General features: G+C 69.1%; 26 protein-coding genes and 1 pseudogene. 10 read left to right on the top strand and 17 right to left on the bottom strand.

What is annotated here, in order from left to right; translation table 11 throughout:
* Window positions 1–165 precede the first annotated feature (165 nt).
* Window positions 166–588, bottom strand: a complete 423-nt coding sequence (locus ABZX96_RS02490; RefSeq protein ID WP_355536510.1) for a pyridoxamine 5'-phosphate oxidase family protein — start codon at window positions 586–588, stop codon at window positions 166–168.
* 1,011 nt (window positions 589–1,599) lie between these two features.
* Between ABZX96_RS02490 and ABZX96_RS02485 the strand changes: the two genes are divergently transcribed.
* Window positions 1,600–2,661, top strand: a complete 1,062-nt coding sequence (locus tag ABZX96_RS02485; RefSeq protein WP_355536507.1) for a cytochrome P450 — start codon at window positions 1,600–1,602, stop codon at window positions 2,659–2,661.
* 247 nt (window positions 2,662–2,908) lie between these two features.
* Here the strand turns inward: ABZX96_RS02485 and ABZX96_RS02480 are convergent, their stop codons facing one another.
* A complete protein-coding gene (locus tag ABZX96_RS02480; RefSeq protein WP_355536705.1) occupies window positions 2,909–3,580 on the bottom strand; it encodes a response regulator transcription factor in 672 nt (223 codons plus the stop codon).
* Window positions 3,581–4,093: 513 nt separating this feature from the next.
* Here ABZX96_RS02480 and ABZX96_RS02475 point away from each other — a divergent pair.
* A complete protein-coding gene (locus tag ABZX96_RS02475) occupies window positions 4,094–4,501 on the top strand; it encodes a VOC family protein (protein ID WP_355536504.1) in 408 nt (135 codons plus the stop codon).
* A gap of 169 nt (window positions 4,502–4,670) precedes the next feature.
* Window positions 4,671–5,132: a hypothetical protein gene (locus ABZX96_RS02470; RefSeq protein ID WP_355536501.1), complete on the top strand. Its 462-nt coding sequence runs from the start codon at window positions 4,671–4,673 to the stop codon at window positions 5,130–5,132.
* Between the two features lie 644 nt (window positions 5,133–5,776).
* Here the strand turns inward: ABZX96_RS02470 and ABZX96_RS02465 are convergent.
* From ABZX96_RS02465 to ABZX96_RS02440, 6 genes are all read right to left on the bottom strand, one after another.
* Window positions 5,777–6,133 (bottom strand): antibiotic biosynthesis monooxygenase family protein, encoded by a 357-nt coding sequence (locus ABZX96_RS02465; RefSeq protein ID WP_355536498.1) that lies wholly within the window; start codon window positions 6,131–6,133, stop codon window positions 5,777–5,779.
* 298 nt (window positions 6,134–6,431) lie between these two features.
* Window positions 6,432–6,632, bottom strand: coding sequence for a DUF397 domain-containing protein (locus ABZX96_RS02460; RefSeq protein ID WP_355536495.1), 201 nt, complete (start codon window positions 6,630–6,632; stop codon window positions 6,432–6,434).
* Between the two features lie 41 nt (window positions 6,633–6,673).
* Complete coding sequence (locus ABZX96_RS02455; RefSeq protein ID WP_355536492.1) at window positions 6,674–6,874, bottom strand: DUF397 domain-containing protein; 201 nt, start codon at window positions 6,872–6,874, stop codon at window positions 6,674–6,676.
* A 44-nt stretch (window positions 6,875–6,918) separates the two neighbouring features.
* Window positions 6,919–7,134, bottom strand: coding sequence for a DUF397 domain-containing protein (locus ABZX96_RS02450; RefSeq protein ID WP_355536489.1), 216 nt, complete (start codon window positions 7,132–7,134; stop codon window positions 6,919–6,921).
* A gap of 411 nt (window positions 7,135–7,545) precedes the next feature.
* A complete protein-coding gene (locus ABZX96_RS02445) occupies window positions 7,546–7,725 on the bottom strand; it encodes a DUF397 domain-containing protein (protein WP_355536702.1) in 180 nt (59 codons plus the stop codon).
* 22 nt (window positions 7,726–7,747) lie between these two features.
* On the bottom strand, window positions 7,748–8,644 hold the full coding sequence (locus ABZX96_RS02440; RefSeq protein ID WP_355536486.1) for a helix-turn-helix transcriptional regulator: 897 nt from the start codon (window positions 8,642–8,644) through the stop codon (window positions 7,748–7,750).
* 349 nt (window positions 8,645–8,993) lie between these two features.
* Between ABZX96_RS02440 and ABZX96_RS02435 the strand changes: the two genes are divergently transcribed.
* Entirely contained in the window at window positions 8,994–9,428 is a 435-nt protein-coding gene (locus ABZX96_RS02435) for an ATP-binding protein (RefSeq protein ID WP_355536483.1), read from the top strand.
* Window positions 9,425–10,132, top strand: a complete 708-nt coding sequence (locus ABZX96_RS02430; protein WP_355536480.1) for a hypothetical protein — start codon at window positions 9,425–9,427, stop codon at window positions 10,130–10,132. The genes ABZX96_RS02435 and ABZX96_RS02430 overlap by 4 nt, the downstream gene beginning before the upstream one ends.
* A 37-nt stretch (window positions 10,133–10,169) precedes the next feature.
* Here the strand turns inward: ABZX96_RS02430 and ABZX96_RS02425 are convergent, their stop codons facing one another.
* Window positions 10,170–10,928 carry a class I SAM-dependent methyltransferase gene (locus tag ABZX96_RS02425; protein ID WP_355536477.1) on the bottom strand — a complete coding sequence of 253 codons (759 nt, stop codon included), beginning with the start codon at window positions 10,926–10,928 and terminating at the stop codon, window positions 10,170–10,172.
* 254 nt (window positions 10,929–11,182) lie between these two features.
* On the opposite strand from ABZX96_RS02425, the gene ABZX96_RS02420 reads away from it, so the two are divergent.
* Both ABZX96_RS02420 and ABZX96_RS02415 read left to right on the top strand, forming a co-directional pair.
* Window positions 11,183–11,965, top strand: a complete 783-nt coding sequence (locus ABZX96_RS02420; protein ID WP_355536474.1) for an N-acetyltransferase — start codon at window positions 11,183–11,185, stop codon at window positions 11,963–11,965.
* 106 nt (window positions 11,966–12,071) lie between these two features.
* Window positions 12,072–12,614: pseudogene (locus ABZX96_RS02415) on the top strand (transposase).
* Window positions 12,615–12,636: 22 nt separating this feature from the next.
* Here ABZX96_RS02415 and ABZX96_RS02410 read toward each other — a convergent pair.
* Entirely contained in the window at window positions 12,637–13,515 is an 879-nt protein-coding gene (locus ABZX96_RS02410; protein ID WP_355536471.1) for an SDR family oxidoreductase, read from the bottom strand.
* A 142-nt stretch (window positions 13,516–13,657) separates the two neighbouring features.
* Here ABZX96_RS02410 and ABZX96_RS02405 point away from each other — a divergent pair, with 142 nt between their 5' ends.
* Window positions 13,658–14,071, top strand: coding sequence for a helix-turn-helix domain-containing protein (locus tag ABZX96_RS02405; RefSeq protein ID WP_355536468.1), 414 nt, complete (start codon window positions 13,658–13,660; stop codon window positions 14,069–14,071).
* 304 nt (window positions 14,072–14,375) lie between these two features.
* On the opposite strand, the gene ABZX96_RS02400 is transcribed toward ABZX96_RS02405, so the two are convergent.
* Window positions 14,376–14,945, bottom strand: a complete 570-nt coding sequence (locus tag ABZX96_RS02400) for a helix-turn-helix transcriptional regulator (RefSeq protein ID WP_355536465.1) — start codon at window positions 14,943–14,945, stop codon at window positions 14,376–14,378.
* Between the two features lie 191 nt (window positions 14,946–15,136).
* Here ABZX96_RS02400 and ABZX96_RS02395 point away from each other — a divergent pair, with 191 nt between their 5' ends.
* Window positions 15,137–15,961, top strand: a complete 825-nt coding sequence (locus tag ABZX96_RS02395) for a class I SAM-dependent methyltransferase (RefSeq protein WP_355536462.1) — start codon at window positions 15,137–15,139, stop codon at window positions 15,959–15,961.
* Between the two features lie 300 nt (window positions 15,962–16,261).
* Entirely contained in the window at window positions 16,262–17,446 is a 1,185-nt protein-coding gene (locus tag ABZX96_RS02390) for a hypothetical protein (protein ID WP_355536459.1), read from the top strand.
* A gap of 300 nt (window positions 17,447–17,746) precedes the next feature.
* On the opposite strand, the gene ABZX96_RS02385 is transcribed toward ABZX96_RS02390, so the two are convergent.
* The 6 genes from ABZX96_RS02385 to ABZX96_RS02360 form a co-directional block, all read right to left on the bottom strand.
* A complete protein-coding gene (locus tag ABZX96_RS02385) occupies window positions 17,747–18,166 on the bottom strand; it encodes a lasso peptide biosynthesis B2 protein (RefSeq protein WP_355536456.1) in 420 nt (139 codons plus the stop codon).
* Window positions 18,163–18,420: a lasso peptide biosynthesis PqqD family chaperone gene (locus tag ABZX96_RS02380; RefSeq protein ID WP_355536453.1), complete on the bottom strand. Its 258-nt coding sequence runs from the start codon at window positions 18,418–18,420 to the stop codon at window positions 18,163–18,165. Before ABZX96_RS02380 ends, ABZX96_RS02385 begins: the two co-directional genes overlap by 4 nt.
* Window positions 18,417–20,258: an asparagine synthase-related protein gene (locus ABZX96_RS02375; protein WP_355536450.1), complete on the bottom strand. Its 1,842-nt coding sequence runs from the start codon at window positions 20,256–20,258 to the stop codon at window positions 18,417–18,419. Before ABZX96_RS02375 ends, ABZX96_RS02380 begins: the two co-directional genes overlap by 4 nt.
* 10 nt (window positions 20,259–20,268) lie before the next feature.
* On the bottom strand, window positions 20,269–20,394 hold the full coding sequence (locus tag ABZX96_RS02370) for a lasso RiPP family leader peptide-containing protein (protein WP_355536447.1): 126 nt from the start codon (window positions 20,392–20,394) through the stop codon (window positions 20,269–20,271).
* Window positions 20,395–20,499: 105 nt separating this feature from the next.
* Window positions 20,500–20,628 carry a lasso RiPP family leader peptide-containing protein gene (locus ABZX96_RS02365; protein ID WP_355536444.1) on the bottom strand — a complete coding sequence of 43 codons (129 nt, stop codon included), beginning with the start codon at window positions 20,626–20,628 and terminating at the stop codon, window positions 20,500–20,502.
* Window positions 20,629–20,733: 105 nt separating this feature from the next.
* Window positions 20,734–20,865 carry a lasso RiPP family leader peptide-containing protein gene (locus tag ABZX96_RS02360; RefSeq protein WP_355536441.1) on the bottom strand — a complete coding sequence of 44 codons (132 nt, stop codon included), beginning with the start codon at window positions 20,863–20,865 and terminating at the stop codon, window positions 20,734–20,736.
* Window positions 20,866–21,085 lie beyond the last annotated feature (220 nt).

Raw genomic sequence — 21,085 nt, 5'->3', positions numbered from 1 at the left:
AGGCGGGCACCTCCGGACCGGTTCCCCGCCAGCATGCGGCACCACTCCCCCGGCGCGCGGGGGCCGAGCGGTCCCGTCCCGGGGGCCACTGGTCCCTCTTGCGCCACCGCGCCGCCGCCGTTCCTCCATCGCCGCGCACCGACGCCATCCCCCGCCCTCCCGACGTCACCTGATGCGATAACCGGTGATCACATCCATGCTGATGCCGACCACCTGGTCCATCCCCCCGCCGATCCACGGTTCCAGGGCCCCCTGGTAGCGCAGCTGCTCGGCCGGATCGCGCACCAGGTGGGCGACACCAGTGACCACCACGCTCCATCCGGTTCGCCGTACGGGATCGACCTCGTCCGCCTCGTACGCCACCACCGCCCCGTCCTGCGCCGGGCCGAGCAGCGCGGCACCGGTGTGCGTCCGGATGACGATCCGGTCGTCCAGAAGGACGTGATTGACCAACCGCACGGCGGGCAGCGCGCGATGGCTGAAGACCACCCGTCCGATCCGCGCCTTCCCCAAGAGACGCACGGCTTCGGACGAGGGCAGGGCCACCGTCTGAATCGAGTGCCGGACCGGCGGGATGCCCGCCGTCACCGCCGGTGCTCCCCCGGAGCGGGGTGGAAAGGGGCGGTGGTTCGGCCCGGCAGCGGACCACGTTGACTGCGGAAACTCACCATGGCGCACAGTCATGCACGCCCGGCGCCGCATCGGATAGGGCTGAAGGTCCCGGAACGTCAAGTACCGCTTTTCGGCCTGTTGTCCGTCGTCCGGCTGCGATTACGACTCCGGCTCCGGCTCCGGCTCCGGCTCCGGCTCCGGCTCCGGCTCCGGCTGAGGCTCCGGCCGCGCGACCGTAACGGGGGTGGGTCGACTCGGCCTCGGGCCTTCGGTGGCCGCCCCTCCGGTTCGTCCCTTGCCCGGTGCTCGAAGTCGCGGCCGGACGCACGCGTCGTCGGACGTCGAGGAGGGGGCAGCGCCGACGCGCAGGGTGTAGCCCTGGCCGCACCTGACGGTCGCCCCCCTGGTCGGGCGCGGCGCGCCCGGCGGGCGTCGGCGCGGCGCTCGCGGGCCCGGTGCCCGTCGGTGTGCCACCTGTCCCGCTCCCACTCCTCCTCCCGCTCCCTCTCCCCCTCCCACTCCCGCCCCCTGTGACGTTCCGCCCGCAGGCCGTTCTATTACTCGATGGGGTGGTTTATCACCCGTGTTCGTTTTGGGTGTTGACGGTGGGTGAGGCTGCTGTGGGAAGGCGCCCGCCGGGGCTCGTCTCGGCTGCGGGACCACGGGCTGAGGGACCACGGACTGAGGAACCACGGCTCCGTCCCTGGTACGCCGGCACGTGGCCCGTCCCGTCTTCGCACCCTCCCGGCCCGACGGTTTCGGACGCGACCGAGCGGGCCGGCGAAACAGCCGATGGCTCCGAGAACGTGACCGACGACAGGCGTCGCCCTGATGACGCGGACGAACGACCCTGGGAGAGGGCGTGCGGTGAGCGTGCGAGACGTGCGAGAGATGCGCCGATTCCGGCGTGATCCGCTGGGATACCTCGAAGACCGCGCACTCCGCAGTGCTGCGGAGGTGTTCCGGCTTCCCTGGGGCGCCTGGTGCGTGAGGGACACCGAGTTGGCGCTCACGGTGCTGCGCGACCCCGCCTTCCACGGCGGCATGTCCACCTTCTTCGGAGACATGCTGCCCTCGCGAACCGCCCAGGTCGCCCTCGGCCGCGCCGTCCGGAACCTGATGAGGGCGCACCTGCCCGCCTACCGCCAGTGCGCGGCCGAGAAAGCGGCCGGGCTGGGCCCGGTCAGCCGGTGGCCCGACGCGGGTCCGGTGCTGGTGTACCGGTGCACGGCGGACGTGCTGCTGCACCCCGGCGCCCCGCCGCCACTACGGCAGCAGCTGGCCCAGGCTGTCGCGGCCGGGCTGACCGCCCGCCAGCCGTCCATGCGGCAACGGGCACGGGCGGAGGTGCTGCGCCCCAGGCTGCTGGCCGCGATCACCGGAGAGGTCCGCAGCCGCCGCACGCGCGGCCCCGGAAACGAAGAGCCGCGGGATGTCATGGACGCCGTGATCGGAACCGTCCCCGGGGAGCTCACCGACCGGACCGTGGCAGACCTCTACCTCCTGCTGTTCCAGTCGATCGTGGGCAACATCGGCTACGCGGTGGCGTGGGCGCTCCTGCTGGCCTGTCTGCACCACCCGTCCGGCCCGACGTGGCCGTGGCCCGCCGACTGGGTGGTGCGCGAGGCCGCCCGCCACCGCCCGTTCGTCTGGATGGTCGGCCGCCCCGCCCCCCATCCCCTCGAATTCGGCGGCCGGCCGTTCGCGGCGGGCACGATCCTGTCGGTCAGCCCCTACCTGCTGCACCACGACCCCCACCGCTGGGACCGTCCCAAGCTGTTCCGGCCGGAACGCTGGGACGAACCGGGTGGGCAAGGCCCCTACCTCCCCTTCAGCACCGGACCTTTCACCTGTGCCGGCGCGGCCGTCGCCCACAGCCTGACCACCGAGGCGCTCACCGCCCTGGCACGGGACGCCCGCCTGACCGTCGGCGGCGGCGATGCCCGGCCCCTGGTGTCCGGCTCCGTCCTGCCCCGCCCCTTCACCTTGCGACGCACCCCCCTCAAGACCCCGTCCGCAACGCTGACGAAGGGAGGTGAACGAACATGATCGCCGCTATCCGCCGCATCCTCTGGGACAAGCCCGCCAGTTACTGGGAGCCGGACGTCTGGCTCTGACAGTCCCGGTCTGCCCGGGGGCCCGCGCACCATGGCCAATGGCGCGCGGGCCATCCGACCGTCCCAGCTCCCGGTCGCCTTCGCCCGCCCAACCGCCGACGCCCCCGGCGCGGCCTCAAAGCGTCCGGGACTCACGACCTCACAAACACACGGCCTCACGAACTCACGGCCACACGACCTCAACCGGCGTAGCGACCGCGCGCCGTGCGCCCCTCCCCCGCTCCCCCGCCGCTCCCGGCGACCTGCACGGCCAGGACGGCGGCCTGGATGCGGCGCTCGACGCCCAGTTTGGCGAGGAGGCGGGAGATGTGGTTCTTCACCGTCTTCTCGGAGAGGAACAGCCGCGTGCTGATCTCCCGGTTGGTGAGCCCGTCGCCGATGAGGGCGAGGATCTCGCGCTCGCGGGGCGACAGGACGGCCAGTTGCTCGTCCTCGGGCGAGGGCTCGCCCTCCGCACGCAGGCTGCTCATCAGGCGGGTCGTCGTGGCCGGGTCGAGCATCGACTGACCCGACGCGACCGTGCGGATGGCGGCGACCAGGTCCGATCCCCGGATCTGCTTGAGGACGTAGCCGGCGGCACCGGCGAGGATCGAGTCCAGCAGGGCGTCGTCATCGTCGAACGAGGTGAGCATCAGGCAGGCCAGGCCCGGGATCTTGGAGCGCAGCTCCCGGCACACGGTGATGCCGTCGCCGTCGGGCAGCCGGACGTCCAGCACGGCGACGTCGGGGCGGAGCGCCGGGCCCCGGGCGAGGGCCTGTTCCGCGGATCCGGCCTCGCCGACGACCGTGATGCCGGGTTCGGCGTCCAGGACGTCGTACACGCCCCGCCGGACGACTTCGTGGTCGTCCATGAGAAAGACCCGTATCGGGTTCTCCTCGGAGAACGTCCTCAACTGCTCCACAACCGCTCCTGTCACTGATCCACGCACACAACGCACCGCTTCGATCATGGATCATCCCTTCCCCGGACACCATGGGCCGAACGGCCCATACGGGCACCGACCGGCACTCTGGACGAAACCGGGCCACTCCACACTCCACACTCCTCACGAGCAGACGAGCAGACGAGCACCGGACCGGCCGGTCTCTTTCCACCCTCTCAACGCACCGGACCGGCCTCCCCACGCCCCCTGAACGCACCGAACCGGTCTCTCCCCGTCCCCTTATGCTCGCCCGCGCTCACTTGACGCCATGAAGGGTGACGACGACCCTGACCCTGCGCATTGGCCACGTCCGGGCCCGCGCGAGGGCCCGCAGTCCGCCCGTCCCACCGCACCTCTCACCGACGTACCGCACGTCACCCACGCGTTCGGGATCGACTGCGCCCCTGCTGCCGTCGGTCTCCCACCGACAAGGAGGGCACCGTGTTACGAGGGCTGAGCACCGCGACGTACTGGGCCGACGACCTGGAGGCAGCCGCCGCGTGGTACACGCAGGTCCTGGGCATCGAGCCCTACTTCGTACGCCCCGGCTACACCGAGTTCCGCGTCGGCGACTACCAGGACGAGTTCGGCCTCGTCGACCGCCGTTACGCACCCCCCGGCACGGCGTCCGGCCCGTCCGGCGCCATCGTGTACTGGCACGTGGACGACGTCCCCGCCACCCTGACCAGGCTCCTGTCCCTGGGCGCGAAGGAACACCAGCCCCCGACGGACCACCAGGGCGGCGGCTTCGTCACCGCATCGGTGATCGACCCCTTCGGCAACATCCTGGGGATCATGTACAACCCGCATTACGTGGAGGTACTGGAAGCGGTGAAGCCGACCCTCTGACGGGCGGCCGGCGAAAAGAGACCTCGACCGCACTGCCCAGAAGGAGCCGAGAGCCGAGCGAGAGAGGCCGGTGTGATGATGCCGGTGGCATGGTGCCGGTGGTGCCGTCGCCAGTGCGGTGGCACCAGAGCACCCGCCTCAACTCGCTGTCGGCAAAGGGAGATTACGCATGCCGTCCTTACGGCTCCGCCACCTCGCCACCACCGCGTTCGCCGCCCTCGCGATCAGTACGAGTGCCGTGGCCACCGCCGCTCCGGCCTCCGCCGCCCAGACCATTCGACCTGGCCTCGACAACAACAACGTGATCATCCGCAACGTCACGCTCGCGGAGCCGAACAAGGCCATCGCCGTCGAAGTCACATACATCTGCGAGCCGTCCCCCAAGCTGAGCCTGGGCATCACCTGGCGGTTGGCCGACGAGCGGGACTCGCAGCTCAACAGCCCCCGCGGAGTGCTGTCGCCATACGCGATCACCTGTGACGAGCAGGCTCACGACGCGCGGGTCATCGTGCCCAAGCTGTGGGGGGACAGCCTGCCGTTCGGCAAGGGCGACCCCGTTCTGACCACGGCCCAGTTGAGCAATTTCGAGGGACTCCCGTACGCGGAGACGAGAAGGGTTTCGACGCTCTGAGCCGCTCCTCTGCGACGGTGCGCGGGCCGCACCCTGTCGAGGTGTGCGGCCCGGTGAGGCCGCCGACGCGGCCGGCGGGTGCGTGCACGCCCGCGATGACAACAAGGACCCCGAGGATATCCAGGGATATCCTCGGGGTCCGGCAATATCAAGGGTTCCGGAAAATCCTTACGCCTTGAGATCGAAGTGCCAGGTTTCCGACGGAACAGTGAGCCGCGTTTCCTCCCAGTACGGCCCGAATACGACGGCGTCCGCGGAGAGTTTATACGTGTCGTCGCCCCAGTAGTCCGTGCTGTGGCTCAGGATTCGTCCGCTCGGATTCGGAATGCTTCCCCTCACTCCCGCGTCATCGATGATCACTTGTCGGCCAACGGTGACGGTGAAAGACGCGGGACTGATCCTCGTCGGGTGTTTCGCATCGGCGTACCACCACCCGGCCAGCCAGAAATACCCATCCGCTCTACGACAGTCGGCCCTGCGTACAAGTGCTGCGTCATTTTCCTACATCCACACCGGCACGAGACGGAGAGAGAGGGCTGCCAGGCGGGAGGCTTTTGATCTGTTGACGCGGCAGGGCAGCCGAAAAGCAATCGCGGGCGAGAAACGTACGCACGGTGCCGCGCTCGGCCAGCCGAAGGCCGAGATCAGTACGGCCGCCGTTCTCGTGCTTCATCTGGCGCCCGGCCGGAGCTTCGGCGCCGGTCGGAGGCGGGCAGGACCGTCCGGATCACCTCGTAATTCGAGGCATGGGCAACGGCTGTCTGTTGACCCAACATCGGGCAGACGTTCATCGCCTCTTCCCAGTGAGCGGCGGACTCCCATTCCGCCACATTGACGAGAGCGAACCTGCTTCCCGGAACGGTCGTGCGGAACATGTACGTCCGCAGGAAGCCGGGTTGCGCGGCCATCACTTCCGCAGCGCCCTGCCAGGCATCGAGATACGAGCTTTCCTTCTCCTCGTCGATCTCGATCGGAATGATCACGACATGGTGATTTTCCATCTGCTGCCTCCTCTGCCCTGTAAGGCAAGTACGGTCTTTGGTGAACCGGCACTTTCTCGGCACAGCCTGCACGCGCGTGTCCACGTCCCGGCAAGCACACTTGCCGGTCTGGCAAACCGTTCGCCGTGGATCGGTAGGCCGTCGGCGGCTTCTGGCCCTTGGGCCAGCTACGTACGCGGCCGTGTCCACGGCCCCTTGCCCCGCCCCGGCCGGCTCGCGCTCACACGGAAGCGGTCCCCCTCCGAGACACGGAGGGGGACCGCGAGATCGCCGAGCGGCGCGTGCTTGTGCGCCTGCTTTACCGGGTGACGAAATCCACGAACGCCGCCCAAGTGGTCGCAGCAACAAGCACAGCGGGCCCGCTCTTGTTCTTGGAGTCGCGGATGCCAACTTTGCTGACGGGTTCCGTCTGCGCGGACCGCAGGAACGCTGCTTCGACGCAGAGACCTCCTGAGTCGTTGCTGTAGGAGGATTTGAACCAGGCGTCTGATGGGCTCACCAACACACCTCCTTCCTGGCGAGTGCCATGTGGTACCCGCTTTATCGGATGACGAAGCCCACGAACGCTGCCCAAGCGGACGCCTGAACACGGAGTGCAGGACCTGCCGCATCCTTGGAGTCGCGGATTTCGACACCTTTGCTCAAGCGAGCGATCTCGACGCAGCTATTGCCGCCTCCACCGCTGTACGACGACTTATACCAGGTGCTTTGAGAAGCCAGTTCAGTGGTTGAAATGTCCACGCTAATGGCTATTCAGCTCTTTCCTAGTCTTTGCAGGGAATCATCTATCGGCTGATGAAATCCACGAACGCTGACCAAGAAACCACCCCAACATGCAGGCCGGGACCTTCCGTGATCTTGGAGTCGCGGATTCCGACACCGTCGCTCAGCAGCGCGACCTCCACACAGTTCCCGTTGTTCTGCGTGCTGTAAGAGGACTTGATCCAGGCAGGCTCGGGGATCAGCTCGGGAGACTTGCACTGAACCCGGCGAACAGTCATGTCCACAGTTTCCCCCCCAGCTCGTGCCGGAAACTCGGCTTGAAGGTACCGGGAGCTGTCGCTTGGGTACACGGGATTGGGCTCATCGAACTCCAGGCCCGTGAAACCCCAGGCAGAGCGTAGGGTGGGTGGGCTGTCCGCAGTGATCCGAGCCTCGATGTTGTCCAGCTCGTTGAGTCGGTTGGCCTCCGCGTATTGCGTATGCATCACTTGAGAGGGTCCGATGTCGGACGCAGGATGTTCTCAGTCAGGATGATGTGCATTCCGGGACCACCAGGCCGTTCAGTGTGCGCTTTACTGACCATTCGCCGTCGATGTATGGCCAGCACCCGCATTGACACGAAGCGGCCCCCCTCCGATTCATGGAAGGGGACCGCGAGATCACCGCCGGCAGGTGCGTGAACGCCTGCTCTATCGGGTGACGAAATCCACGAACGCCGTCCAAGCGGACGCCCGGACGCGGAGGGCAGGGCCTCCTACATCCTTAGAGTCGCGGACGCCAACGCCATCAGTCAAGCGAGCAATTTCGACACAGCTATTGCCCGTTCCGCCGCTGTATGACGACTTGTACCAGGTGCTTTCAGGGGCCAGTTCAGTGCCTGAAACGTGAGTGTTAATGGCTCGTCAGCTCTTTCGCTAGTCGTTGCAGGAATTCCGGGGTGTCCTCGGGCGGAAGTGCCGAGGCGACCATGGCATCGAATCGACGGAGGAATCGCGCGATCTCCTTCGGCCGGTCCGAAGACGACATCGCGCCCCATGCGTTGTCAACCTGCACCATAGGCGGCAACCGGTCGGGGAAAGTGAGGATGGCGAGATCGCTGCTCGCACGGTAGCCCCGGCTGCTGAGAGGCAACACTTGAACCGTGACATGGGGCAGCACGGACAGTCGTGCGATTTCATCGTACTGATTGCGCATGATGTCGGCACCCCCGATGACATACCGCAGTGCCGCCTCGCCGAGCACTGCCCTGACCTTCACCGGGTCCGGGTCTCGTTCCAGCACCCGTTCCTTGCGCTCCATGCGCAATGCCACATTGTTCCGGACGAACTCGCTGGTCGTCTCCTCGACCGGCTTCTCGTTCTCGAAGACTGCCCGGGCGTAGCTCTCGGTCTGGAGCAGGCCGTGAACTATGGCCGGGTGGTAGAGACGAATCTCCTGCGCCTCGGCTTCAAGTCCTACGAAGCCCCGCATACCGGGCAGGACGTTGTTGCGATACCGCGTGACCCACTCTTGGCGCGTGGCCTCGCGGTTCAGGTCGACCAGCGCGTCGATGACGTCCGGATCATTGACCCCGTACTTGTCGAGTAGCTTGCGCAGGTCACCGACGTTTCGAAAATTCAGACGACCGGTCTCGATGCGCTGCAAAGACGCTTCGGAGAGCTTTGTTCCGTGGATGGCCACCTTGCGTGTCATGGGCTTGCCGTTGTCCATGAACGCGCTTTCACGCAACTCCCGGAGCTGGATTCCCAGTTCCAGACGCCTTCCAGTCGGCCCGCGTGTTGCTGCCATGTAGTGCGCCTTTCCTTCTTCCCGGTGCTGTTCCGTTGGTGCTCTGCGCCGAGTGTGGCAGCCTCGGTGCGGACTCCGCAGCCGTTTCCGCACGTTCCGGCATAGTCCAATTTGTCGTGGACTGAATATTCAGCCGACATGCTGTTGCACACCAACGCACGGACCCGTCACCGTAGTTGCGAGCCGCCCGGCAGGTGATCCGGACCAGGCTCATTCCCCCGATCTCCAAGCACTCCGGGAACAGGAAATCCACCCGGGGTAACGCTCATCGGTGCCATATCCGTACATGAATTCTGGCACTCACCCGTACACACGCGGACCCACTCACGTACCGAAAGGCAGCCCCACCATGCCTTCATCCCCTCCCCCACCCTCACCAGCCCGCCCCCAAACCCACCCCCACCACGTAGCCCTCTCCCTCGTCCCCGAGCCCGCTCAAATCCGGATCGCCCGTCGCTTCGGCGACGAACAGCTCCGCCGCTGGGGGCTCGTCCACCTCACCGAGACGACGCGGCTGGTCGTCAGCGAGCTCGTCACCAACTCCGTGCTGCACGGAACGGCGGGACGGCGCGTCGTCCTGCGGATGTCGCATGTAGGGGACGGGGTGCACCTGGACGTCTCGGGGGGCTGCTCCGACCGGTCGCGGCTGTGGCAGCCGGGGCCCGAGGAAGAGGGCGGGCGTGGGCTGCTCATCGTCCGGGCGCTGGCCGAGCGGTGGGGCGTCAGCGCGGACGGGACGAGCACCTGGTGCACGCTGCGGTCCGCCGGGGAGGACGGGCGGTGACGATCGCGGCGGCGGGCGACGGGGCCCGTACGCGGTGGGCGCAGCCCCCGCCCATCCCGTACATCACCGCCCGCGCCGGTGAGGACTGCGCCCCGGCCTCGGCGCTCGCGGTGCTCCCGGGCCGCGTCGGGCTGAGCTATCGGGCGGAGACCCCCGAGGACCGGGACGAGCGGGGCGTGCTGTGGGCCCGGTGTTCGCAGAACCTTGACCTTTTCGGCAGGCCGTCGGGGCGGCCCCGCTTCCGTGACGTGCACCCGATCCGGCAGCGCGCGGCGATGCGCGACCTCCGCTGCCAGTTCTGTATGCGGCCCGCGAGCCGGACGGCGCTGGGCTGGCTGTTCCTGGAGACGCGTCCTCTCCCCGGTGAGGTCGGCGCCGGCTGGCCCGAGGGGGCGCTGACCGCGCAGCCCCCGCTGTGCCTGGAGGACGCCCGCCTCTCCGTACGGACGTGCCCTCACCTCATCCGGCGGGGAGCGGTCTCGGTCCGCGCCCAACACCCCGTGCCGTACGGGGTGCTCGGGGTCCTCTACCGCGACGGGCCGGGCGGGCTGACGGCGCTGACCCACCACGACTACGTGGCCCCGTACGACCGGCCTCCCACCCGCTGGTGCCTCGCCTCGCAGATGCTGCGCGAGCTGTGGGGATGCACGGTGGTGGATCTGGAGACCGAGGCCGAGGGCGCGACCGAGGTCGCAGGGGCATAGGCGCGCAGGCACGTAGGCGCGTAGGGAATCGCGTTCGCTAACGGCGGTGGTCGTCAGCCCGGAGTCGGAAGACCATGTAGGGGGCGTCGTCCTCGATCGCGTTGCCGTCCTCGTCGGTGACCGACACCGTGCCCAGCCCGGCCGCGGCGGCCAGTTCCTCGAATCCGGCGCGGGTGTACCAGTGCAGCAGCCACGGGCGCTCCGCCGCCGTGCTCCCCTCGTCACTGTGGCGTTCGTAGCGCAGCACGGCGGTCTGGGTGCGCCGGGTTTCGTCACGTTCCTCGGACACGATGGAGAACCGCAGTTCGGCGCCGTCGTCAGCGACGGCGGTGCGAACCTGGCCGAGTTGGTCGGCGGGGGTGGGGGACGGGACGTGCAGCGGGATCAGCACGGAACCGTCGTCCGCCAGGTGGCGGCGGATGCCGCGGAGGGCGGCATCGGCAACGTCGTCGTCGGGCAGCAGGTTGAACGTCGGTCCCGCCAGGAAGACCGCTCGGAACCGGCGGGCCAGGTCGAGCGCTTCCATCCGCTGGTGGTGGACGGTGACGGCGAGGTCGGCCTCGTCGGCCCGGCGGCGGCAGCGCTCCAGCATGTCCGCGGAGGAGTCGACGCCTTCGACGTCCAGGCCGCTCCGGCGCAGGGCGAGCAGCGGGTCACCGTCTCCGCAACCCAGCTCCAGCGCCGGACCACCGGTCTCGCGTATGAAGGCCGCATAGCGCCCGGGGTCCGGGGAGAAGGACTTCAGCGGGGCGTAGGCCTCCGCGACGATGCCGGTGTAGAAGTCGGCCGGGTCCATGTGCGTGCGCGATCCTTCCGGGGGTTCCGTGCGTTGGTGCCTGCGGCCGGTTCTGTACTGGCGGGCGACGGGTGGCGGGGGCATTGCCTCGGCATGGCAGACGCCGTTGATCAACTTCGAATGCCGAACGCAGGGTAAATGCCCGGATGATCGGGCGACCAGCGAATTAGCGCCCGGGAAGAACGGGGTTCCACCACCGCCCCGCCCACAAATTCCGTGGCCGGAATGTGGAGTTCGTGGCAGGGTGCCACGTCGTGGCAGACATTGACGGCATCCAGATCACCACCCTCGTCGAGCGTCCGGAACTCGCCGACCGGCTGTACGAGATCGACGACGCATGGCCGGAGTTCACCGCTGGTGACCTGATCGTCGACGGCTTGCTGGAACGGGTGCCGGAGGAGTTCCCACAGCACTGCGTCGTGGCGACGGATGGTGATCGTGTTGTCGCGCGGGGGTTCAGCGTCCCCTTCAACGCGCGGGTCGAAGGACGGGAGGAGACTCCGGACCAGGGATGGGACCGCGTTCTGACCTGGGCTTTTTCCGATCAGTGGCACGGGCGGCCGACGACGACGGTCAGCGCCTTGGAGATCACGGTGGATGTCGGCTACCTCGGTCGCGGCCTGTCCTACCGCCTGCTGGCGGCACTGCGGGACGCGGCCCGGCAGCAGGGTTACGACGTACTGCTCGCCCCGGTCCGCCCGACGGCCAAACACCTGCACCCGCACGAGCCGATGGCCCAGTACATCGCCCGGTTGCGGGACGACGGGCTGCCGTCCGATCCCTGGCTGCGCGTCCACATCAGGGCCGGCGGCACCATCGAGAAGGTGGCTCCGGCGTCGATGACGGTCAGCGGCTCCCTGGCCCGGTGGCGGGAGTGGACCGGCCTGCCGTTCGACGGCGACGGTGACAGTGACGGCGAGGTGGTGGTGCCCGGCGCTCTCGTCCCGGTGTGCTGCGATGTCGCGCACGACCGGGCCGTGTACGTGGAGCCCAATGTGTGGGTCCGGCACGATCTGCGGCCTGGGGCGGGGGGCTGAACGGCGGGGCGGTGGCCGGGTGGGTCAGGGAGGTGTGGCCCTGCGCGGAAGACTTGCGGCGGCCCGTGGAGCCTGGCTCGTCTTCGAGGACGAAGCCGGATTCTGCATGGACGCCGCCGCACGCGAAGACCTGGTCACAGCGCGGCCGGACCCCGGTGGTGCGGCTCCGCGGCCCCGCTCCCGCAGACGGATCTCCATCGCCGCGCTGACCTGCTACAAGCCCGGTCACCGCTCCAGGCTCATCTACCGGCCCCGCCATGACGACGGCCGTCGCGATGGGCGCAGGAGCTTCCTCCTGGCGCGACTGCCGGGACCTGTTGATCGCAGCACACCAGCAGCTCGGCGGCCCGATCGTTCTCGTCCGTGACAACCTCAACGTCCACAAGGCCGCCGACCTGCAAAAGTTCGCCGAGGCCCGGGACTGGCCGACCATCCACCATCTGCCGCCCTACGCACCCGGCCTCAACCCCGTCGAGGGGGTCTGGTCCCTCCTGCGACGCGGGCTGGCTCTCCAACGTCGCCTTCAGCACCCCGAACACCTCGTCCGGCGCATCCGGCGCGGCCTACGGCATATCCAGATATCCAGTACCGCAGCGAACTCATGGACGGCTGCCTCGCCGAGACCGGCCCGACGGTCAGACTCGCCTGAGCAACCCGCCCACATCACGAGTTCAACCTCGGTCATGCAGGGCGGTCGCGAATGCCTCGGCCAGGGTCATGGGCGGGCGGCCGATCAGGCGGCGCAAGTCGCCAGAGTTGGTGTACATCTCGCCGTGGCTCATGCCGCGGTCAGCGTCAGCCAGGACCTCTGCCAGCTCGGCGGGTAGGCCGGCGGCGGCCAGTGCCTGGGCGAAGTCGGTTACCGGGAGGTCGGCGTAGGTAACCTGCTTTCCGGCCGCGGCGGAGATCGCGGTGGCGAGCTCGGTGAGGGTGAAGGATTCGTCGCCGCCGAGCTCGTACACGCTGCCGGTGTGGCCTTCGGTGGTGAGGACGACCGCTGCGGCCTCGGCGTAGTCGGCGCGGGACGCGGCGCTGATCCGCCCCTCGCCTGCGGCTCCGACGACGGCGCCGTTCTTCAGGATCTGCGGCAGTTGGCTGGTGTAGTTCTCCAGGTACCAGCTGTTACGCAGCAGCACGCTGGGGATTCCGCGGTCCCGCAGGTACTCCTCGGTCTCGCCGTGCGTGGCGCCGAGGACGGTGGTGGCCGTGTTCGCGTGCGTCGTGCTCGTGTACGCCACCAGCGACACGCCTGCGGACACCGCGGCGTCGATCACGCGGCGGTGGTTGGCGACCCGCTCGCCCACAGGGACCGAGGCCGAGATCAGCAGCAGCCTGTCCGCCCCCGCGAACGCCTCGGCCAGGCCCTCGGTGTCCGCGAAGTCGGCGCGGCGTACCGTAATGCCTCGGTCGGCCAGGTCCTTGATCCTGACGATGTCCCGGCCGGTCGCGATGATGTCCGCGGCCGGGATCCCGCGCCGCAGCAGAGCCTCGACGGTGAGCCTGCCCAACTGGCCGGTGGCTCCGGTGACGACGATACGCATGATGGTCATTCCTTCCTTCCGCGTGCCTGGCACGCCTGCCGCGGTCCGTCCGCGGCGGGATGGAACACAGACTGACCTAGTCACTCTCTTTTGGGGAGTAGCCACCTTTGGGTAGGGTACTTACCGGACCGATAGCATTGAGGTGAGCCGTATGGCTACTGTCGAAAACGTGACCGGGCCCACACCGCCCACACCGTCATTCGATCCGTACGAGCGTGGCTGCCCGTCGAGGGACCTGCTCGACCAGATCGGCAGCAAGTGGGCGGTCCTCGTGCTGGGCGAACTCGGCCGGAACGGGGCCTCCCGGTTCGGCCAGCTCCGGCAGGCGCTGGCGGGCGTGAGCGAGAAGATGCTCACCCAGACGCTGCGCACCCTCGAACGCGACGGGCTGGTCAGCCGGACCGTCTACCCAGAGGTGCCGCCGCACGTGGAGTACGAGCTGACCCCGCTCGGCCAGACGCTGCGGGAACCGCTGAAGGCGCTCACGGAGTGGTCCGTGCTGCACATCGAAGAAGTCATCACCGCCCGCGAAAAGTACGACGATCGCACTGAGCGCACCAGGTAATCGGCGGCGGCCGGTGGTCTGGTCATAAACGGCTGCCTCGCCGAGACCGGCCCGGCAACAGACCGGCCTGAGCAACCTGGCGGCATCACGAGTTCAACCTCAGTAGCCTCGGTCGCTCGAAACGGCCCCTCGGTTCGTCGGACGGGCCGTTTCGGCTGCCCCGGCCGTTTCAGCTGCTCCGGTTGCTTCAGTTGTTCCGGTTACTTCAGTTGCTCCGGTTGCTCCGGTTGCCCCTGTCGCTCGGACCGGTGGCGGGAATGCACGTATGGACGTGGTCCGGCTGCCGCGTCGGGCCGGTGCCGCCTCAATCGGGCGACCGGAAATGGGTGCGCTGTCCCTCGTGGTCGAAGACGCCCAGGACCTCCGCCGGGCCGCCGTGGGCGCCGAACGCGTGGGGTGTCATGGTCGAGAATTCCGCCGCCTGGTCCGTCTCGACGAGGATTCTGCGGTCTCCCAGCAGCAGCACCACCGTTCCGGACAGGACGGTGAACCAGTCGCGGCCGGGGTGGGCCTTCAACGCCGCGGTGCCGGTCGGGGCCGGTTTGGTGATGCGCATCTTGACCACGGTGACGCCGGGATCGCGGTTGAGCGCCCACATGGTGGCCCCGCGCACCGCGTCGTGCCGCGGCCTGATGATGACGTCATCGTCGGTGGCGGTCTCCACGAGCTGATCCAGCGTGGTGCCCAGGGCCCGGGCGATCGCGGTGAGCTGGTCCAGGCCGATCCGCCGATGGCCCGTCTCGATGCGGCTCAGGGTGGACGGGCTCAGGTAGCAGCGGGCGGCGAGCTCGTCCAGCGACCAGCCCGCGGCAACCCGCAGGCCCCTGATCCGCTTGCGCACCAGGGCGTCGAGATCTTCGCTTTCTTGCGTCATACGCAAGATGGTATGCGACCGACGCAAGGGACTCGTAAGGTCGAAACATGACTCATCACCCGCATTCGCCTTCCCCGCACCAGCACGCTCACGGCTCCGGTCCAGGCCACGGCCACGGCCACGAACAGGGGCACGATGAAGGCCACCATCACGCCCACACCCACGCGTCGTCCGCATTCGACGAATCGGACATGGCCGCCATGCTCGACCTCGACGCGGAAGTCCTGCACACGTACCTCTCCGAGGTGACCTCCTGGGTGGCGGACCTGGCCGACGGCATGACCGTCCGCCGGATCCTCGACCTGGGCAGCGGCACCGGCAAGGGCACCTTCGCCCTGCTCCCGCACTTCAAGGACGCCGAGGCCATCGCCGTGGACAGTTCCCCACACATGCTGCGGCACCTACGGGACAAGGCCCGCGAACGAGGCGTGACGGACCGGGTGCGCACCGTGGAGGCGGACCTGGACGCGGCGTGGCCCGACTTCGGCGAAGTGGACCTGGTGTGGGCGTCGGCGTCCCTGCACCACATGGCGGACCCCGATCGCGCCTTGCGCGACATGTTCGCGGCGCTGCGTCCCGGCGGGCTGCTGGCCGTGATCGAGCTGGAGGGCGTCCCCCGTTTCCTCCCCGACGACCTCGGTGTGGGCCGACCGGGCCTGGAAGCCCGCTGCCAAGCCGCGATGGCCCACCAGCGCGCGGAGACAATGCCCCATATGGGCGCCGACTGGGGACCGCGCCTGGCCGACGCCGGATTCGTCATCGAGGGCGAGCGTCCGTTCACCGTGGAACTGACCTCTCCGTTCCCCGAGCCCGCCCGTCGCTACGCCCAGATGGTGCTGCGGCGCACCCGCACCGGTCTCGACGGGCGCCTGAGCGCGGACGACCTGTCCGTACTGGACGCTCTCATCGACGATGACGGCCCGCAGAGCGTGCTGCGGCGGAACGACCTCACCATGCGTGCCGAGCGGATGGTGTGGATGGGTCGACGGCCGGAGGGTCGGGGGGCCGGGGAGTAGGGGCCCTCCCCCTCAGTAGCTCCCTACCAGTAGCTCCCTCCCAATAACTCTCGTCCAGCAGTTCCGGACCAGCAGCTCTCGACACCGTTGGCGAATCCGCCGACGGTGTCGGTTCTCGCGGGGAAAACCAGGCTGAGCAGCTTCCGCCCTCTGTGGCGCGCGGCCATCGCTGGAAGAAGGAAGTGCCGGACCCGGACGGGACGATCGCAACAAGCTATCTTCTACGATCGTTTCGTTGATACCTTCGGTCGTTCAGCACTGTTGAGTGGACACTGGGGGCAGTGGGGGGTGGGCCGTCTCATGACCAGTCAGGCCGAGGAAGAAACACGTGTGAATGAGCCTGGCCCGGTGAACAAGAAGCGCCGTCGCTTGATCACGGGAGCCGTGGCATTCGTCTGTCTGATGGCCGCCGCCGGTGGTGCCTTCTACCTCACGGGCGGCTTCGACAAGTGGCGTGACAGGCAATCCTTCGATGAGGCCTGCCAGGGCGTGATGGACGGCGACACCGTGCGATCGGCGCTGGGCAGTGACGCGGTCAGGGCCATTCCGGATGGCGGCGCATTCATCTTCGGGGACAACGGGAAGAGCATCGCTCAGTGCCATGCGAAGGACCGCGAGTGGGAGGGGGGCAAGGACAGAGAACGGGGAGTCATGACGGTGGACATCCGTTGGGCTTCCCATGCGGCGAGAGCCAATTGGGGCATCCACCATATATTCGCCAACGGGTATGAGGGAATCGGCTATCCCGTCGGGTACGGCTGGCGCGGTTCGGTGGTGTCGAACGAGGAAATAGTGCCGGTGATGCGTGGGGCCGTTGAGTTGACGTGTCGCAACAAGTCCGGGGAAAGGCTGCTCGTGGCCACCAGCCAACGCGGGCTGACTATGGACGAGGCCGCATCTGACCAGTACCGCACCCGTTTCGCCCAGGCTCTCACCGGCACCGCGACGAACGCCGCGAAAAAGTTCGGCTGCGACGCGGAATTGGGCAAGCCGGTCGAGCGAGTGCCGTCCACCGCCCCGTACCTGGAATTGGCGTCCAAACCCCTGGACCGGGCCACCGGGGTCTGCGCCCCGCTGGCCGGGATGACCCCCGACGCGCGTCGGCAGAACGCTCCCTTGGCTGCCGGAAGCCCCAAGGACCCGGATTCGCTCGCCGAAGACTGCTTCCTGATCAGGGGCAAGGGCAAGCGACAATTCGAGTCGGTCTTCCGGTTCATGGCGCTGTACGGGCGCGCCGCGGAGAACATCGGGAAGAGCGAGGACGGCTTCGATAGGTATCCGGGCGCTTCCGGTCAGCGGGAAACGGCAACCTGGGCCACCGCACAGTGCCCCGACCACCGCAAAGCGCTCTATCTCGCCGGTACGGTCGGACGCGGCGAACCCGCCGTTCCTTCCGAGGCGGACGAGTTCGAACGGAAGGCGCTGCGCGCGTTCGCGCAGCAGTCCGCGAACGAACACGGCTGCACGAACCTCCGGACGCCTTGACGCGTTATCCACCGCCTTGACGCGTTATCCGCGATGGCGTTCGGGGCTTGCCTTGCCGAGGGCCCGTGAAGCCGTAAAGCGTCGGTTTTTCCTTGATGACTACGGGGAGGCCGCCCCCGCCGACCGACCGCCACGGCCCGGGGCCGCGGTTCGTCCAGCGTACGGGGCGCGCTTCGTCCATCGTGCGGGCCGCGGTTCGCCCGTCGTACGGGTCGCGCTTCGCCCATCGTCGCGGGGCAGACCCGACGGAGGCTGCGGGGATCGTCCGGAGGCTCGGCCAGGGGCGGCCCCATCCGCCCATCAGGGCCCCAACGGCCCCACCGTCATCGTGGGGCGGTAGTAGTCGTCCGGGTGGGGTTCGCCAACAGGGCGGCCGGCGGCTTCGATCCAGGCGTGGGCGCGGAACGGGGCGGTGCGTACGCCCGTGCGCCAGGTGGGCCAGGTGCCCGTCATCCGGCACAGCAGGGCGGCGGCCAGGGACCGTTGCAGGCAGTGCTGCCCGGCGCAGCGGGTGCTGACGGTGACCACCGCGTCGCGGGCGGCCTGGGCCTGTTCGGTGGTGGCGGGGTGGGCGCCGGTGCGCAGCAGGCGGAGGGCGGCGCGGATGCGGCGGGGTGGCTGGGTGGCCAGGAGGCGGGCCGCGGACACGGCGAGGCGGGCGGCCAGGCGGCGGCGCAGCCGGAGGGCGACCTGTGTTTCGAGGGTGAGCGGGGAGCTCATGGGCGGGCCAGTTTCGCCGCGGTCAGGGCGTCGACGAGGGCGGAGACGTCGGCCTGCGCCCGTGCGGGGTCGATGCCGTACCGGCGGCACAGGAGGGCGGCGGCCTGGTGGTGGTCCGCGCCGTCGAGCAGGGCGCGCAGCAGGAAGGTTCCGGTGGCGTTCAGCTTGAAGTAGCGTCCGCGGCGTTCGTCGAGGAGGACGGTGCCGTGCTCGGTGTCGGTGGGCACCACGTCCGGGGCCAGGGTGAGGGTCACGGGGCTCCTTCGTCGGCGGGTTCGCGGGTGCGGTCCAGGCTGCGCAGCCATACCTCGCAGGCGAGGGTGGGTTCCAGGGCTTGCAGCGGTTGGTAGAAGGCGTGGTCGGCGCGGAGAGTGGCCCGGACGGCGGCTTCGTCGATGAGGCCGCGGCGGGCGAGCTGCGAGCCGTGGAACAGGTCCAGCAGGGTGGCGCGGTGGCGGCGCAGGCCGTCGAAGGTGTCCTCGCCGTAGTTGCCCTTGGTGGAGCGGCCGAGCAGGTCGTCGGGGACCAGGCCGCGCATGGCCTGGGCGAGCAGGGGCTTGTAGCGGCGCGGGGTGGCGCGCTCGTGGAGGCGTACGGCCAGCGCGGCTTCGATCACCTGATCGTCCAGGTAGGGCGCGGCGAAGTCCACCCCGTGGGCGGCCATCAGCCCGGCGGCGTAGCGCACCATGGCCCCGCCGCGCTGGATGGTCTCTACTGCGGTGTGCGCCGCGCGACCCGGGCCCAGCGGGCGCGGGCGTTCCCGCGCGGCCTGCCGCAGCAGCCGGGCCGCGGTGGCGACGGCTTCGGGGGCCGCCCAGTCCGGCATCCGCAGGGGCGATGTCCAGCCCAGGGAGGGGAGGAAGGGAGCGGGGGGCGGGTGGTGCAGCTGTGTGCCGAGACGGGTGAGCCAGGTGGGGAAGGAGCGGGAGTCGGCCAGGCCCCGCACCGTCGGACCCAGCGGCCAGTGCGCCAGCGACCGGGCCTCGCGCATCGCGCGGACGCCGCTGTGCGGTCGGCGCCGGACGAGGGTGTGCAAGGCGATGGCTCCGGTGTGGAAGACCTCGTCACCGCCGTGGCCGCACAGGTGGAGGCAGGAGCCGCGGGCGGCGACGCGCTCGGCGACGTCGACGAGCCGGGCGCCGGCCCGCACCCAGTAGGGCGGCTCGGACGCGAGGACCATGCCGTCGGCGTCGTCCAGCCCGGCGAACATCGTCGGCGCCTGTTCGTAGGCCGGCACCAGGTGCTCGGCGTCCGGCAGCCGCCCGGTGATGCGGGCCGCCCACGCCGCGTCGTCCCCGCCGGTGTCCAACTGCGGCGTACGAATGGTGACCAGCCCGGGGGTCACGCTCGCGGCGAGGTGGGTGACCGTGCCGGAGTCCATCCCCCCGGACAGGTCCGTGCTGACCACCTTTTCCGCGTCCCGGACCCGGGCGTGGACGGCGGTGGTCAACGCCTCCCGCACGGCCCCGGCCCCCTCGGCGAGCGGAACCGTCGGCTCTGGCGGGTGCCACCAACGAATGGTGTGCGCGGCCCCGTCCTCGTCCATCCGCAGCCAGCAGCCCGGAGGTACGTGCCGCACCCCCCGCCACACCGGACGTCCCGTCAAGGGGTACGCGGCCCACGGGACGAGCAGGCGCAGGGCCAGCGCCTCGTCGTCCACTTCGGCGCCGGTCAACCGGGTGAGGGCATCGGGCCGGTCGGCGGCGATCGTCACCCCGGCCAGCCGCGCGTGAAACAGCGCCCGCACGCCCGATGCGGTCCCCTGCGCCCGGACCCGGCCCCCGACCGAGGCCAGCAGGTGGGCGCTGCCCGCCAGCGCGCGGGCCACCGCGTCGAGATCCGTCAGGCTCCGCAGCCGCCCGGCCGCCGCCCCCAGCGCCTGGCCGGTGGCCGGGCAGAACCCGGCCACCGCCACGCGCACCTGCCCGGCCGCGACCACCCGAACCCGGCCGGCCGGCCAACGACCCACCAGCCACGGACGACCCGACGCGTGCGCCACCACCTGGACCCCAGGCCGTGCGCACACCAACCGGGACGCCTCACGGGCCGCGTCGGTGTCGGGCAGAAGCACGAACGACGTCTCAGGTGTCACGAGAGGACACTCACCAGCCGTAGGCGGTGTAGGTCTCGTACTGGGGGCCGCCTGGGCCGAGGGTGAGCTCGGCGAAATCGCCGACCTCCATCAGCTCCGGCGCCTGATAAACCATTTCGGTCTCGTACGTTTCCATTACTGCGTCCTTTCTCAGAGAACCCTCACCCACCGCGCCGCCCTTCGGGCCGCGTGGATGTCGGGCAGAAGCACGAACGACGTCCCCCGTGTCACGAGAGAAGCCTCACCAGCCGGTGTAGCCGTGGTAGCCCTCCGGGTCGTACCCGCCTTGGCCGAGGGTGAGCTCGGCGAAATCGCCGACCTCCACCAACTCCGGCGCCTGGTACACCATTTCGGTCTCGCAGGTTTCCATCACCACGTCCTTTCTCGAAGAATCCGCACCCGCCGTGCCGCCTCACGGGCCGCATCGACATCGGGCAGAAACACGAACGACGTCTCCCGTGTCACGGGAGGACACTCACCAGCCGCCGGGGTAAGTCATGTAGCTCTCCGGGACGGGCCCGCCCCCGCCGAGCGTGAGCTCGACGAACTCGCCGACCTCCACCAACTCCGGCGCCTGGTACACCATCTCGGTCTCGCGCGTTTCCATCACCGCGTCCTCTCTACTCGCTTCGCGAATGACCCCATCTGCCACCCGCCTTCACAGAGTGACCGAATGATTACCTGACGTGCCATCACCCTCATGGGGGGCGTGCGCGGCACTCGCACGGCCCCGGCGCTACCGGGTGTGTGCGAATGCTTCCCATGAGCCCTATGCGCCCGCCACGTCACGCATGAAATCCGTGTACCGCGAGTACGACCCCTTGCCA

Origin of the sequence: Streptomyces sp. NPDC003077, from assembly GCF_040611095.1 — a bacterium.
GTDB lineage: Bacteria > Actinomycetota > Actinomycetes > Streptomycetales > Streptomycetaceae > Streptomyces.
This window is presented reverse-complemented; position numbering and strand designations above follow the sequence as displayed.